This is a genomic window from Sphingosinithalassobacter tenebrarum (genome assembly GCF_011057975.1).
Classification (GTDB): Bacteria; Pseudomonadota; Alphaproteobacteria; order Sphingomonadales; family Sphingomonadaceae; genus Sphingomonas; species Sphingomonas tenebrarum.
Genome location: NZ_CP049109.1, coordinates 1,941,104 through 1,955,535, shown reverse-complemented (window position 1 = coordinate 1,955,535; position 14,432 = coordinate 1,941,104). Strand labels below are relative to the sequence as shown.

Here is a 14,432-nt window from a genome sequence, read left to right as displayed (position 1 = left end):
AATGAAAGCGCCACGGCCGATGTCGAGGCATCCGGGATAGCTTGTCCGCCTCATTCGTTACGCGGATGAACGGAATCCGAGGGGAAACCATGCTGCAAACGCTGACGCGCGAATATCCCTATATCCACATCACATCGGGCCTGCTGGGGAACGCCATGTTTTTCGCCGGCTCGATCCTGTTTTTCAAACAGTTCGAGGAATATAAGACCATCGGGGTCTGGCTGTTCGTCATCGGATCGGCGCTGATGCTGCTTGGTGCCGTCGGCAACGGCATCAAGACGCTTTATGAAACCCGCGAAAAGAAACGCAGGAAGGCCGGTCGATAAACGAGTTGAGCAACCGTCCGTTTCTTTTGACGACCGATGGATATTCGCACCGGCTCCCGAGTTGGTAGCCCCCAATCCAAAGGAGGTACCGGTGCTCGAAACCCTGACGCGCAAATTTCCCTATGTGCATATCGTGATCGGGCTGATGGGGAATTTGATGTTCGTTTCGGGCGCGGTTCTTTCCCATCCCAGTTTCATCAGCGACAAGATTCTTGCCGGCTATCTGTATATTGGCGGCTCCTCGCTGATGCTGATCGGCGCGATCGGCCGCGGGCTGAAGACCATATATGAACGACGCGAAGAACGGCGCGAAACGCGGCACGACGCCGAATCGCGGCTGCGCCGAAATACCGGCAAGGGCGGCACGGAGCGCCCCGCGCGAAGGCGAGCCGCTGCGGGCTAGAGCAGGCCCGCCGCCTTCAGCGCGGCATCGACCGCCGCCTTGCTCGCATCGCTCGGCTCGGTCATCGGCAGGCGCAGTTCGGCCGGGAAGCCGTCGATCACGCGCGACATCGCATATTTGATCGGCCCCGGCGACGCATCGGTGAACATCGCGACGTGCAGCGCATAGAGCCGGTCCTGATATGTCAGCGCCCTGGCATAATCGCCGGCCGCGCAGGCTGCCTGAAACTCGGCGCACAACTTCGGCGCGACATTGGCGGTCACCGAGATGCAGCCGACGCCGCCCATCGCATTGAACGCGAGCGCGGTTTCGTCATTGCCCGACAACTGGCAGAAATCCGGCCCGCAACCGGCGCGCTGTTCGCTGACGCGTCCAAGAATGCCGGTTGCGTCCTTCACGCCGACAAAGACCTTGGGAAACGCCGTAACGATCCGTGCCATCGTCACGGGCTGAATATCGGTGACGGTACGCCCAGGGACATTGTACAGCACGATCGGGATTTCGGCCGACTGCGCCACAGCCTCGAAATGCCGGAAGATGCCTTCCTGGCTCGGGCGATTATAATAGGGCGGCACCATCAGCGCGGCGTCGGCGCCAGCCTCCTTTGCGGCGCGGACATTGGCGCTTGCCACTGCCGTGTCGTTCGATCCCGCTCCCGCGATCACCGGAACGCGGCCCTTTGCCTGCTCGACGCAGACCTTGACCACGTGAAAATGCTCTTCGGCGGACATGGTCGCAGCTTCGCCGGTGGTGCCGCACGGCACCAGCGCCGAGGACCCCTGCTCTATCTGGCGATCGACCAGCGCACGAAAATCGCTTTCGGCGAAATAGCCGTTGCGAAACGGCGTGACCAGCGCTGGTATCGACCCTGAAAACACGTTCCGAATTGCTCCCGTCCGGTAAATTCTGGGGTGGCAGATAGTCCGCGATTCCGTATGATGTCCAGCATGCTGGCTTCATTGCTCAAGAACGCGCTTCTGGTCGCGAGTGTTTCGGGGGTTGCCGCGACGTCGCAGCTTACCCAGGAGCAGGTCCATTGGTATCGCGCGCAGCTCGAAAGCGGCGTGCCGGGCGAAGCGCCTGCCTATATCCAGTCGAACAGCCTGGCCGATGCGCTCGTAGAATGGAAAAGGCTGCAGCAATCGGACGATTATCCGTTCGCCGAATATGCCGGCTTTCTGCTCCTCCATCCGGGCTGGCCGGGCGAGACCAGCCGCCGCGCTGCCGCCGAGACAGTGCTCGAGTCGGGCGCCGCCAATCCGGGTCTCACCGTTCGCTTCTTCGAGCACTTCGCGCCTCTGACTGCGGCCGGCCATCTTCGCTTCGCCGAAGCGCTGGCGGTTTCCGGCGAGGTCGAACGCGCCAACGAACAGGCGCGACTTGCATGGCGTACCGGCAGCTTGCGCGAGACGGATGAGAGCGCGTTGCTGGCGCGCTTCGCCCCGGCCTTGCGGTTCGAGGATCACGACGCGCGGATGGACATGCTGTTGTGGAACGGCGCGACCAGTGCCGCCGCACGGCTTTCCAATCTCGTTTCCCCCGAAAAGCGCGCCCTGTTCGCCGCGCGGTTGGCGTTCCGCACCGATGCCGAAAATGTCGCCGAACTGGCCGGTGCCGTGACCGCAGCGCAACGCCGCGACCCGGGCTTCATGGCCGATCGCGCTATGTGGCTGCGCAACAACGGCCAGAGCGCGGCGATGCGTTCCTATCTCGCCGAGCCGCATCGGCTGACCGCGCTGCCTGGCGATGTCGAAGAATGGTATGAAGTGCTGCTGCTGGCCGCGCGCGGCGCCGCCAATGACGGCAACTGGCAACAGGCCTATGCCATCGCGAGCCAGGTCGACGACGCCTTCGTGCCGGGTACCGATGTCAGCGAGAAATCCTATGGCGTGCGCGATGATTATACCAGCCTGGTGTGGCTCGCCGGCACCACTGCCTTCTATCAGCTCAATCGCCCGAACGACGCGATGGAGATGTTCGCGCGCTATGGCGGCGGATCGCGGACCCCGCAAACGCGCTCCAAGGGCTTTTACTGGGCGGGACGCGGCGCCGAGGCCGCCGGCCAACCCGAAATCGCCAAGGCGTGGTATGAACGTGCGGCGGGCTATCCCGACCTCTATTACGGCCAGCTTGCCAAGGAACGCATGGGATTGCCGCTCGAAGCACCCGCCGCGATGGGTGTGGCGGAAATCCCGCCGGAGGTCCGCACTGAATTCTACAACCGTGAAGTCGTGCGCGCCGCACAGATGCTGGGCACGCTCGACAGCTGGGAAGACCAGAGCCTGTTCGTGCGACAGATCGCCAATGATGCCGACAGCGATGCCGAGCATGTGCTGTCCGCCGAACTGGCGCGGACGATCGACCGCCCGGATCTGGGGGTGATGGTGGGCCGTTCGGCACTGCGCAACGGATTTTCGGACTATACCGCTGCGGGCTATCCCTCGGTACGGGTCCCGGTGGCGCAGCAGGATTACTGGACGATCATTCACGCGATCTCGCGCCAGGAAAGCCAGTTCGACCGCGCCGCGATCAGCCATGCCGGCGCGCGCGGACTGATGCAGCTGATGCCCGCCACCGCGCGCGAGCAGGCCGGGAAGATGGGGCTTTCCTATTCGCGCGAGGCTCTCACGCGCGATCCCGAATATAATATCCAGCTCGGATCGAGCTATTTCCAGCGGATGCTGAGCTATTATGGCGGCAGCTATCCGCTCGCGGTCGCGGCTTACAATGCCGGGCCCGGCAACGTGAATCGCTGGATACGTGCCAATGGCGATCCGCGTACGCCTTCGGTCGACATCGTCAAATGGGTCGAGGAAATCCCGATTTTCGAGACCAAGAACTATGTCCAGCGCGTGCTCGAAAACGCCGTGGTGTATGACTTGATGAACCCCGAACATGCCCGCTCGCAGGGAGATCATCGCCTGTCCTGGTATCTCGGCAAACGCGATCCGGGCTGATTTCCGATAACGGCCATGTCCGCATCGCCCAACTACATCACCCCGGCGGGCTATTCGGCGCTCAAGGCCGAATATGACGCGCTGTTCGCCGAGGAGCGGCCCAAGCTGGTCGAGACGATCGCCTGGGCCGCGGGCAACGGCGATCGATCCGAAAACGGCGACTATATCTATGGTCGCAAGCGGCTGCGCGAAATCGACCGCCGGCTCGGCTGGCTTTCGCGCCGGATGAAGGCGGCCAAGGTGATCGACCCCGCCAACCAGCCCGACAGGGCGCGCGTCTTTTTCGGAGCGACCGTGCTGATCGCCGACGAGGACGACAATCAGCGCACGCTCACAATCGTCGGCGACGACGAGGCCGATGCCGGGTCGGGCAAGGTGGGCTGGAACGCTCCGCTCGCCCGCGCGCTGCGCGGCGCCGGGATCGGCGACTTGCGCCGCGTAGTGCTCCCGGGCGGGGAGCGCGAGTACGAAATCCTCGAAATCTCCTATCCCGGCTGATCTGCATCGACAGCTTGCGCCAGCATGTTGCGCCTGTGCGGCGGAGCGGGCTTCGCGGCGGGACTCCGCGCGGCTACATACGCGCCGGGCACAAGGTTCGTGTCCTTGTATGCGTAGCGTGGAAATGGGGATCATGGGTTCGCGTCGTTTGTTGATCGAGGGACGCGTGCAGCGCGTCGGATATCGCGACTGGGCGGTTCGCACCGCCAGGGAATGGAACATCACCGGCTGGGTACGGAACATGGCCGACGGCCGCGTTGAGATCGTCGCGGTCGGCGACGACAGCGCGATTGATGCCTTTACCGATGACTGTCGCACCGGCCCCGTCATGGCCGATGTCGCGCGAGTAGAGGCGACCGCAATGGAAGCGCCCAAAGTCAAAGGCTTCACCAAACGGCTCACCGCGTAATACGGAACGCGTGCCGGGGGCCGACCATTGGTCTTTCTGAAAGGAGATCGACCATGAAGGACCGCACGCAGACCGCCAAAGACCATGACGACAGCGAACTGATCGATCGCGCCGAGGACAACACGATTGCCGGCGGCGAACCGGGTCGCGAAGGCGGCAACATCCAACGCGACGTCGGAACGCAGGACGAAATGTCGCGCGTCGACAAGCCCGACACGCATACCCGCGTGACCAAGGAAGACGAGATCGCGAACGGCGAACGCTATCCCAAGCAACGACCCGGCGGCTGACCAGCCGCTTCCTTTCGCCCCCGCGCCGTCTGCGCGGGGGCGTTTTTCATGCGTCTGCCCTTTGGCTTCCCGGAGCCGCGTCCCTACATCGCTTCCATGCAAACCAATCCCAACGGACCACCCGAAGGCAATGTCGCGCTGCTGATCGACGCCGACAACGCCTCCCCCGCCTCGATCGACCCGGTGCTGACCGTCCTTGCCGAACTCGGTACGGTCAATATCCGCCGCGTCTATGGCAATTGGCGCAAGCAATCGCTCAAGGGCTGGGCCGACATGACGCTGAAACACGGCATCGAGCCCTATCAACAATTCGACATCACCAAGGGCAAGAACGCCACCGACATGCGGATGACGATCGACGCGATGGACCTGCTCTTTCGCGGCCGCGTGACCGGGTTCGGCATTCTTTCCTCGGACAGCGATTTCATGCCGCTGGCGATGCGCATCCGGCAGGAGGGCCTGCCCGTTTACGGCTTCGGCACGCCGCGCACGCCCGACGGCTTTCGCCAGGCATGTACGCGCTTCATCGATGTCGATGCGCTGATCAAGTCGGGCCAGCCGCCGCAGCCCGATGCCGCCGCAAGCGAGCCCGCACCGCTCGACAAGGATCTGCTCAAGCTGCTGGTCGATGCGTATAACAGCGCCAAGCGCGACGAACGCGGTTTCGCCGAGCTTTCCGATGTCGGCCAGCGCGCGGGCAACCGGTCGAGCTTCGACACGCGCAACTACGGCTATAGCCGCCTGTCCGACCTGATCGAAACGATCCCCAATTTCCAGACTGAACGCCGCGAAGGCGGTCGCGTCTATGTGAAGCGCGTGCGCTGACATGATCGCGCGCCACGTCTTCGTTTCGGGCCGCGTGCAGGGCGTTTTCTTTCGCGACTGGACCGTGGAGACCGCACGGGCGCTCGGCCTCACCGGATGGGTGCGCAACCTTTCCGACGGACGCGTCGAAGTCGTTGCGCAGGGCGACGAGAATGCGATGAATCGGCTTCTGGAAAAATGCCGCGAAGGTTCCGAGGCGGCGCGGGTCGACAAACTCGATGTCTCGCCTGCCGAACCGCAGGATTTCACATCCTTCGAAAGAGCCGCGACCGCATGAAATATTGCGTCACAGACAGTGATCTCCGAGCAATGTAATGGGTTTTTCCCGCGATCGGGGTGACTTTCGGGACGAAGCGCTATACGTCCCCCGCCATGCAGACAGGAACCATCATCAGCCTTGCGGTGTATTTCATCGCGATGCTGGGCATCGGCGTTTATGCCTGGCTCAAATCGACCGACGACAGCGAAGGATATCTCCTCGGGGGTCGTCAGCTTCCCCCGGCCGTCGCCGCGCTTTCGGCCGGTGCTTCGGACATGTCCGGCTGGCTGCTGCTCGGGCTTCCCGGCGCGCTTTATGTCACCGGCCTGGTTGAGGCATGGATCGGCATCGGCCTGTTCGTCGGCGCCTTCGCCAACTGGATCCTCGTCGCGCCGCGGCTGCGGCAGCAGACCGAGGAACTGGACGACAGCCTGACCATCCCCGAATTCCTCTCGCGCCGTTTCCCGACACAGGCGATCCCGCTGCGTGTGATTTCGGCGGTGATCATCGTCGTCTTCTTCTCCGTCTACACCGCCGCGGGCCTGGTCGGCGGCGGCAAGCTGTTCGAAACAAGCTTCGCCGGCCTGTTCGGCACCCTGCCCCAGAGCATGGGCGCGACCGACTATACCTTCGGCATCTGGATCACGGCCGGCGTCGTCCTTGCCTACACGATGATCGGCGGCTTTCTGGCAGTCAGCCTGACTGACTTCGTGCAGGGCTGCATCATGGTCGTCGCACTGATCCTGATGCCCATCGTCGCGACGATGGGCGAAGGCGGCATCGGCCCGATGACCAACGCGCTGCGCGCCATCGACCCGACCTTTCTCAATCTCACCGCGGGACTGACATTCATCGGCTTCCTGTCGGCAGTGACATGGGGGCTGGGCTATTTCGGCCAGCCGCACATCATCGTCCGCTTCATGGCGATCAACTCGGTCAAGCAGGTCGCGACCGCCCGCAATATCGGCATGAGCTGGATGGGCGTCGCGCTGATCGGCTCGATCGGCGTCGGCATCGCCGGCCGCGCCTTCATCGAGCGCAACGGCATTCCGATGGAAGACCCCGAAACGATCTTCATCATGCTTGCGGACCTCTTGTTCCACCCGCTGATCACCGGATTCCTGCTCGCAGCGCTGCTCGCGGCGATCATGAGCACCATCTCCTCGCAGCTGCTGGTCGCTTCCAGCTCGCTGACCGAGGATTTCTATCGCCTCTTCTTCCGCAAGGAAGCAAGCGAGCGCGAGATGGTGAATGTCGGCCGTATCTGCGTGCTGATCGTCGCGGTCGTATCGGGCGTGATCGCGCTCGACCCCGAAAGCGAAGTGCTCCAGCTCGTCTCCAATGCCTGGGCCGGATTCGGCGCGGCGTTCGGGCCGTTGATCCTGATGTCGCTGATGTGGAAGCGGATGACCGGCGCGGGCGCCGTAGCGGGTCTCGTCACGGGTGCGGCGGTTGTGATCATCTGGATCGTCAATGAATGGAACTCCAGTTTCCTTGGCGGCGAAGGCATTTACGAGATCATCCCCGGCTTTGCCGCGGCGATGGCGGCGATCGTCATCGTCAGCCTGCTGGGCAAGGCGCCCGAGCGGAAACAGCCGCTCGACGAGCCGCTCCACGCCGAATAACCGCCGCATATGGAGCGTTTCTTCTTCTACGGAACGCTCCAGCGCGGCGGCGGCAACTGGCGCGCGCTGGGCATTGCCCGGCGCGCGCGTTTCCTGGGCACCGATCGCGTTGCGGGACGACTGTTCGACCTGGGCCCCTATCCCGCCGCGCTGCTCGGCCCACCCGGCACCATCCGCGGCGAGCTGTTCGAGGCAGTCGACCCCGGGCTGATCGCCGATCTGGATGCGCTGGAGGGATATGACCCGCGGCATCCCGAGCGATCCGAATATCTGCGCCGCCGCGTCACGACGCGAAACGGTACCGCCTGCTGGGCCTATCACTATCGCGCGCTGCCACGGCATGCGCGCGCAATGCCTGCGGGCGTCTGGCCGGCTGCGCGTTAGTCCTCCGCGGCCGCGGCGTCCCGCGCCGCCTCCGCACCAGTCGCGGCGTCCGGTTCCGGCTCCGCCGCCGAAGGCGCCGCATCGTCCTCGGCCGGCGCCGCATAGCCTTCGAATCCTGAACAATCGCCGCCGAGCATCGAGCCATAGCCCCCCGGCGCGCGCGTGCCGATTTCGCGGCCGTCTTCCTTGGCGATCAGATAGGTGGTGCGCCGGTCCTCCGACGTACCCGCATCGATCAGCCAGACATCGATCGGCCCCTCGGGCGTTTCGACCGTTTCCGATCCGGTGACGTCGAGGAAGAACTGCCCCACCCCGTCGTCATATTGATAGATCGGCATGCGATAGCTGGCGCCTTCCTCGATATCGACGATCGCGCCGAACGGGATACCCCAGAGATTGCCGTCCCACACCGGATCGGGAACCTCTGCATGGATCGGGCTGGTTTCGCCCTTGGCGAGCTTGAACCCGTCGACGCTGCCCGCGCGATAGCGCAGACGGATCATGTGGAGCTGCCCCGAAACCCGCGCCTTGACCGCATCGATGCTGTCGAACGCCATCGGCGTCAGATCGGACCGGCGCACGACGACATGGTCGCGCAGGTCGAACACGCCGCCCTGCAGCCGCTGATGCGTCACGATATCCCAGGCCGGCTCGCCATCCATTTCGAGCGCGACGATCTTCTGGAACATCGCACCCAGCGGCGCATCATTATGCGTCAGCGCCCAGCACATCTGTCCTTCCTGAAGATGCGTCCCGTCGATCACGGGCGTCACGGGATCGGCGGCGAGCGGCGCGGCAAGCGCGAGCAGAATCGAAATCATGAAGCGAGCCTATCTCCATACGGACCGCGAAGCGAGCGGCGTTGTGGCGACACTATGTGTATTACACACCTAATACGCAAGCCCGCCTCGATCCAACAGGTCCGCCAGCAAAAACCACGCATTTGCGTGCAAAGTTCGCACCGGGTCCTGACCTAACCCGCGCGCAGGCACGCGCACGCGCGGGCGCGAGGGCCGCGATTCTAGCGAGGGGTAGCGTAGATCGAGGTGTGTAGGACAGGGGAATTTACGAGGACGGACGCGGGTCGCAAATCATCATAGGGTCATGGGAGCGAGGCCGCATACGCTCGGCTTGCCATCCCCAGTGTCGCAGCCGGCATCTGTTTCAGACGGCGACAGCCCGAAAAACAACCCAGTCGACAACGTAGGCTAGCCAGACCGAGAGCGCCAGGCCAATACTGATATGCGAGATTATGCGCGAAATACGCATCTTGCGTCGCACATACGAACGAATTTCTCGTGATGCCAGCTCGTCCCTGACGCCGGAAAGGTCTTTCAACAATCCCCCGTCTTTCTCACCGATTTCTTCAGCGGCTTTTTCAAGTTCAGCGGTAGAACGTTTTATATAATCAATTCTATTTTCAATCTGCTGCCAATTTTTCGCGCCAGATGCAATGAACTCGTATGCCTTTGTAATCATCGCCAGCGAATGCGTAATGGACCTGGTATCCCCGGTAAGAGCCGCGAGACCACCCATCGTCGCCCCGGCCAACATCTTTCCAAGAGCATTCAACTTGCCTGAATTTCGCTGTTCCAGCGCCTTCTTCAGGGAATTGGCCTGCTGCTTCTGCGTTTCAATTATCGATCGAAGACTCTCATATGCCGCACGCCGGACGAATATGTTCCGTTTTTCCGTGCGCACCGACCAATAAAAGCGAAGCGTCGGCCCCAGCGAAAAAAGCACCAGCGAGCTCAACTCCACCACCCAAACCGGGAGATCCAGCGCGAACCGATCGACAATCCAAAAATGGACGGGATAAATTACATTTGCGTTCCAAAAGGAAGCGATAGCGCGAGCCGAAGATATAATTTCCTCAATCGCGGTGATATCAGACAAAAAATCCAGAACCGCTTCCAGAATTTTTCTCTTTGTTATCAGCGTTATTGCAGAAATTACTGCCGCAACAAAAGTAACATACCCAAATACAAACCGAAACAGGCTCAGTCCAGATCGCCAGACAGTATCTAAAAAACGAACAACGGGCGATGGAGCATCCGCAGATACCAGTTCAACGTCGTCGCTCATCCCGCCCCCCGGCTCGGCACATCGAAGTTACACTATGGCTTTGGGAGTTGTGTCAAGAAGAACAATCCCTCGACTCCGAAGTAATCCGACCCGATTCGGGGCGTAATTCACAATGGGTGAACCGCATGCGTCAGCGCGATTCCCGAGGACCCGACCGCGAACGGGGCGTGTAGTCCGCGACGCGCCCCAAGCGCCCGAATGCCGCCCTTGCAACAAACAAAAGGCGGCAGGGTGACCTGCCGCCTTTCACCTTTTTGCGCTGGCCCTGAGCCTCCGCGCGCGATCTTCCCGTTCGCCGGCCGCGCAAAGCGGCCGACCGCGCCGCCTACAGCCTGCGGCCGCGCACCAGCTGCAGGACGAGGACGATCACCGCCACCACGAGCAGCAAGTGGATCAGCGACCCGCCGACGCTGCCCAGCAGGCCGAGCAGCCACAGCACCAGCAAAATTACGATGATAGTCCAAAGCATTACGGCACACTCCCCTGTTCCAAAAGTTACAGGGGCACAATGAGTGACGGCCGCTTTCGTTCCGCCGGTGCGCGGGCGGAACGAATCCGCCCGCGTGCCGATCAGCGCGTCAGCTTCTTGTACGCCAGCCGCGTCGGGCGGTCAGCGGCGTCGCCGAGGCGGCGGCGCTTGTCTTCCTCATAGGCTTCGAAATTGCCTTCGAACCATTCGACATGGCTGTCGCCTTCGAAGGCGAGGATGTGGGTGGCGAGACGATCGAGGAAGAAGCGGTCATGGCTGATCACCACGGCGCAACCCGCGAAATTCTCGATGGCTTCTTCCAGCGCACCCAGCGTTTCGACGTCGAGATCGTTGGTCGGTTCGTCGAGCAGCAGGACGTTGCCGCCCTTTTTGAGCATCTTGGCCATGTGGACGCGATTGCGTTCACCGCCGGAGAGCTTGCCGACATTCTTCTGCTGGTCCTGCCCCTTGAAGTTGAACGCGCCCACGTAAGCACGCGTCGACATGTCGTGGCCGTTGACCTTCACATAATCGAGCCCGTCCGAGATTTCCTCCCAGACATTGTGCTTGGGATCGAGATCGTCGCGGCTCTGGTCGACATAGCCGAGATGCACGGTCGGACCGATGTCGATTTCGCCGCTGTCGGGCGTTTCCTGGCCGGTGATGATGCGGAACAGCGTCGACTTGCCCGCGCCGTTGGGCCCGATCACGCCGACGATGCCGCCCGGGGGCAGCATGAAGGACAGGTCCTCGAACAGCAGCTTGTCGCCATAGGCTTTCGAGATGTTCTTGGCCTCGATCACCTTGCCGCCCAGACGCTCGGGCACCTGGATGACGATCGATGCCTTGCCGGGCGCGCGATCCTTCTGCGCATCCTGCAGCTGTTCGAACTTGGCGATACGCGCCTTGGACTTGGTCTGGCGGCCCTTGGCGCCCTGACGAATCCATTCGAGCTCGTCCTTGATCGCCTTCTGGCGGCCCGATTCCTCGCGCGATTCCTGTTCGAGGCGCTTGGCCTTCTTTTCGAGATAGGTCGAGTAATTGCCTTCGTACGGGAAATACTTTCCGCGATCGAGCTCGAGTATCCAGTCGACTACATTGTCGAGGAAGTAGCGATCGTGGGTGATCATCAGCACCGCGCCCGCATATTCCTTGAGGTGGTTTTCGAGCCATTCGACGCTTTCGGCGTCGAGATGGTTGGTCGGTTCGTCGAGCAGCAGGATCGACGGCTTCTGGATCAGCAGCCGCGTGAGCGCGACGCGGCGCTTTTCACCGCCCGACAGGCTTTCGACCGTCCAGTCGCCCGGCGGACAGCGCAAGGCTTCCATCGCGATTTCGAGCTGGTTGTCGAGCGTCCAGCCGTCGACCGCGTCGATCTTTTCCTGAAGGACGCCCATTTCCTCCATCAGCGCGTCGAAATCGGTATCGTCCTGGGGATCGCCCATTTCGGCCGAGATGGCGTTGAACCGCTCGACCATGTCGGCGGTCTCGCGCGCGCCGTCCTTGACGTTTTCGAGCACCGTCTTGTCGGGATCGAGATGCGGCTCCTGCGGCAGATAGCCGACGGTGATGTTCTCGCCCGGCCATGCCTCGCCCGAAAATTCGGTGTCGATGCCCGCCATGATCTTCATCAGCGTGGATTTACCCGCGCCATTGGGGCCGACGATGCCGATCTTGGCGCCCTGATAGAATTGCAGGTTGATGTTGGCGAGCACGGGTTTCGGCGCGCCGGGGAAGGTCTTGGTCATGTCCTTCATGACGAAGGCGTATTGGGCGGACACGGGGGCGTTCTCCGTTCGGATATGCAAGTGCTGGAAAGTCTGCGGCCATGTAGCGGCACGGGGTATCTTGTGCAACGCGCCGGAGATCGTTGCCGCGCGGCATATTGGCAAGCCCCCTTCGCTTGGTTAGCAATTGCGCATGACAAGGCATCTTCTGCTCGCGGCCGCAGCCGCCATCGCCCTTCCCGTAACCGCTTCGGCACAGAGCATGCCGACCGTGCCCGACGCCGAGGTTTCGGCGCTTCGCGACGCGGCGATGCAGGACGAATATGCATGGGACATCACCGAGGGACTGACGACCGAGATCGGCCCGCGGCTCGCCGGCACCGAAGCGGAGGCGCGCGCGCGCGACTGGGCCGTGGCGAAGCTTACCGAAATGGGTTTTTCGAATGTCGGCATCGAAACCTATGACATGCCGGTCTGGGTGCGCGGCGAGGAACATGGCGCGATCACCACTCCCTTCCCCCAGCCGCTTACGCTGACCGCGCTCGGCAATTCCGCCGCGACGCCGCCCGAGGGGATCGAGGCCGAAGTCGTCTATTTCGCCAGCTTCGCCGAAATGATGGCGGCGCCCGCCGATGCGATCGAAGGCAAGATCGTCTTCGTCAGCCACGACATGCAGCCGACGCAGGACGGATCGGGATACGGCAATTACGGCGCCGCGCGCTTCGTCGGCCCCAGCTTCGCGTCGCAAAAGGGCGCGGTGGCGATGGTGATCAAGTCGATCGGCACCGACAATCACCGCACGCCGCACACCGGAGGCACCAATTTCGCGCAGGGCGTGGAGCCGATCCCCGCCGCCGCGCTGTCGGTCCCCGATGCCGAACAGCTCGAGCGCGTGTTCGAGCGCGGACAGCCGGTGCGGATGACGCTCACCCTCACGCCGCGCCAGACCGGCATGCATGAATCGGGCAATGTCGTCGCCGAAGTGCCCGGCAGCGACCCCGAGGCCGGTATCGTGCTGATTGCCTGCCATCTCGACAGCTGGGATCTGGGCACCGGCGCGATCGACGACGGCGCGGGCTGCGGCATCATCGCCGCCGCCGCCAAGCACATCATGGATGCCGGCCAGCCGCGCCGCACGATCCGCATCCTCTTCGCGGGCGCAGAGGAAGTCGGCGTGTTCGGCGGCGACGCCTATTACGAAGCGCACAAGGGCGAGAAAATCGTGCTGGTAAGCGAATCCGATTTCGGCGCCGACCGCGTGTGGAAAGTCACCAGCGTGCTTCCCGAAAGCGCCGAGCCGGTCGGCGCGCGTGTTGCCGCCGCGCTGGCTCCGATCGGCGTGGTCGGCGCCCAGGGCAGCGCGCATGGCGGCGCCGATGTCGGCATGTTCGCACGCAACGGCGTAGCGGTGATCGACCTGCATCAGGACGGGACGCGCTATTTCGACCTGCACCACACGCCCGACGATACGCTCGACAAGGTTGATCCAGAGCAACTTCGCCAGAATGTGGCGGCATGGACCGCGATGCTCGCGGTGGTTGCCAACGCACCGGAGGAGATCGGCCCCGTGACCCATGCGGAGTGATTCGCCAGCGCAACGACCGACCGGCGCGCCGGAACCCGATCGAACCGTTCTGGTGCAACGCGAAATGATGAGAATCGGCAGAAAACCGCGCTAGAAGCTTTCGGAAAGATGAATTTGCGATTGACGCGACCGCAGTGCACGCTATTGGGCAAGCTTCGCGACGGCATTCGGGCCGGGTGCGAATTATGAATTACAAATGGGAGCAACCGAGATGAAGAAGGTCCTCACTGTCGCTGCTGCCGCCGGCCTGATGATGCTTGGCGCGTGCCAGCCGGCTGCGGAAAACACCACCGTCGAAGATACGATGAACAGCTTCGACGCGAACGCCGAGATCTACACGAACGAAGCGAACATGATGGACGAAGAACTCGGCAACATGACCGACATGAACGTCACCGACATGAACGCCATGTAATCGGCTGCCCGAACCCGCAAGGGATCGGGAACGAGATAGCGAAGGGCGCTCTCCGCATCGCGGAGGGCGCCCTTCTGCTTTTGGGGCGCTTTGCGCGGGAAGCCGGGAGCGAACCGATCGGGCTGGTCGAACGTGCCCGGATGGACTTCGACCTCGCCGAAGTCGCCCGGAACGC

Annotated in this window: 17 protein-coding genes; 12 read left to right on the top strand and 5 right to left on the bottom strand. The window is 62.7% G+C overall.

The window, feature by feature from the left end:
- Positions 1 to 89: 89 nt before the first annotated feature.
- Complete coding sequence (locus G5C33_RS09715) at positions 90 to 326, top strand: YrhK family protein (RefSeq protein WP_206518539.1); 237 nt, start codon at positions 90 to 92, stop codon at positions 324 to 326.
- Positions 286 to 729: a YrhK family protein gene (locus G5C33_RS09710; RefSeq protein WP_165327026.1), complete on the top strand. Its 444-nt coding sequence runs from the start codon at positions 286 to 288 to the stop codon at positions 727 to 729. Before G5C33_RS09715 ends, G5C33_RS09710 begins: the two co-directional genes overlap by 41 nt.
- On the opposite strand, the gene dapA is transcribed toward G5C33_RS09710, so the two are convergent.
- Complete coding sequence (gene dapA, locus G5C33_RS09705; protein ID WP_165327025.1) at positions 726 to 1,607, bottom strand: 4-hydroxy-tetrahydrodipicolinate synthase; 882 nt, start codon at positions 1,605 to 1,607, stop codon at positions 726 to 728. The genes G5C33_RS09710 and dapA overlap by 4 nt on opposite strands.
- Positions 1,608 to 1,676: 69 nt before the next feature.
- Here dapA and G5C33_RS09700 point away from each other — a divergent pair, with 69 nt between their 5' ends.
- From G5C33_RS09700 to G5C33_RS09665, 8 genes are all read left to right on the top strand, one after another.
- Positions 1,677 to 3,686: a lytic transglycosylase domain-containing protein gene (locus G5C33_RS09700; RefSeq protein WP_165327024.1), complete on the top strand. Its 2,010-nt coding sequence runs from the start codon at positions 1,677 to 1,679 to the stop codon at positions 3,684 to 3,686.
- A gap of 15 nt (positions 3,687 to 3,701) precedes the next feature.
- A complete protein-coding gene (gene greB, locus G5C33_RS09695; RefSeq protein ID WP_165327023.1) occupies positions 3,702 to 4,184 on the top strand; it encodes a transcription elongation factor GreB in 483 nt (160 codons plus the stop codon).
- Between the two features lie 133 nt (positions 4,185 to 4,317).
- Positions 4,318 to 4,593 carry an acylphosphatase gene (locus G5C33_RS09690; protein WP_165327022.1) on the top strand — a complete coding sequence of 92 codons (276 nt, stop codon included), beginning with the start codon at positions 4,318 to 4,320 and terminating at the stop codon, positions 4,591 to 4,593.
- A gap of 53 nt (positions 4,594 to 4,646) precedes the next feature.
- The gene (locus G5C33_RS09685; protein WP_165327021.1) at positions 4,647 to 4,883 is read left to right on the top strand and encodes a hypothetical protein; all 237 of its coding nucleotides are present in this window, start codon (positions 4,647 to 4,649) and stop codon (positions 4,881 to 4,883) included.
- 96 nt (positions 4,884 to 4,979) lie between these two features.
- Positions 4,980 to 5,708, top strand: coding sequence for an NYN domain-containing protein (locus G5C33_RS09680; RefSeq protein ID WP_165328801.1), 729 nt, complete (start codon positions 4,980 to 4,982; stop codon positions 5,706 to 5,708).
- A 1-nt stretch (position 5,709) separates the two neighbouring features.
- A complete protein-coding gene (locus G5C33_RS09675) occupies positions 5,710 to 5,985 on the top strand; it encodes an acylphosphatase (RefSeq protein WP_165327020.1) in 276 nt (91 codons plus the stop codon).
- 95 nt (positions 5,986 to 6,080) lie between these two features.
- Complete coding sequence (putP, locus tag G5C33_RS09670) at positions 6,081 to 7,592, top strand: sodium/proline symporter PutP (RefSeq protein ID WP_165327019.1); 1,512 nt, start codon at positions 6,081 to 6,083, stop codon at positions 7,590 to 7,592.
- A 9-nt stretch (positions 7,593 to 7,601) separates the two neighbouring features.
- Positions 7,602 to 7,976, top strand: coding sequence for a gamma-glutamylcyclotransferase family protein (locus tag G5C33_RS09665; RefSeq protein ID WP_165327018.1), 375 nt, complete (start codon positions 7,602 to 7,604; stop codon positions 7,974 to 7,976).
- On the opposite strand, the gene G5C33_RS09660 is transcribed toward G5C33_RS09665, so the two are convergent.
- The 4 genes from G5C33_RS09660 to ettA all read right to left on the bottom strand — a co-directional run bounded on the left by G5C33_RS09660 (position 7,973) and on the right by ettA (position 12,311).
- The gene (locus G5C33_RS09660) at positions 7,973 to 8,797 is read right to left on the bottom strand and encodes a DUF3108 domain-containing protein (RefSeq protein WP_165327017.1); all 825 of its coding nucleotides are present in this window, start codon (positions 8,795 to 8,797) and stop codon (positions 7,973 to 7,975) included. The genes G5C33_RS09665 and G5C33_RS09660 overlap by 4 nt on opposite strands.
- A 343-nt stretch (positions 8,798 to 9,140) precedes the next feature.
- Positions 9,141 to 10,061, bottom strand: a complete 921-nt coding sequence (locus G5C33_RS09655) for a hypothetical protein (protein WP_165327016.1) — start codon at positions 10,059 to 10,061, stop codon at positions 9,141 to 9,143.
- 325 nt (positions 10,062 to 10,386) lie between these two features.
- Complete coding sequence (locus G5C33_RS09650; protein WP_165327015.1) at positions 10,387 to 10,530, bottom strand: lmo0937 family membrane protein; 144 nt, start codon at positions 10,528 to 10,530, stop codon at positions 10,387 to 10,389.
- Between the two features lie 101 nt (positions 10,531 to 10,631).
- Positions 10,632 to 12,311, bottom strand: a complete 1,680-nt coding sequence (ettA, locus tag G5C33_RS09645; RefSeq protein WP_165327014.1) for an energy-dependent translational throttle protein EttA — start codon at positions 12,309 to 12,311, stop codon at positions 10,632 to 10,634.
- Positions 12,312 to 12,450: 139 nt separating this feature from the next.
- On the opposite strand from ettA, the gene G5C33_RS09640 reads away from it, so the two are divergent.
- On the top strand, positions 12,451 to 13,842 hold the full coding sequence (locus G5C33_RS09640; RefSeq protein WP_165327013.1) for a M20/M25/M40 family metallo-hydrolase: 1,392 nt from the start codon (positions 12,451 to 12,453) through the stop codon (positions 13,840 to 13,842).
- 211 nt (positions 13,843 to 14,053) lie between these two features.
- Positions 14,054 to 14,257, top strand: coding sequence for a hypothetical protein (locus G5C33_RS09635; RefSeq protein WP_165327012.1), 204 nt, complete (start codon positions 14,054 to 14,056; stop codon positions 14,255 to 14,257).
- Positions 14,258 to 14,432 lie beyond the last annotated feature (175 nt).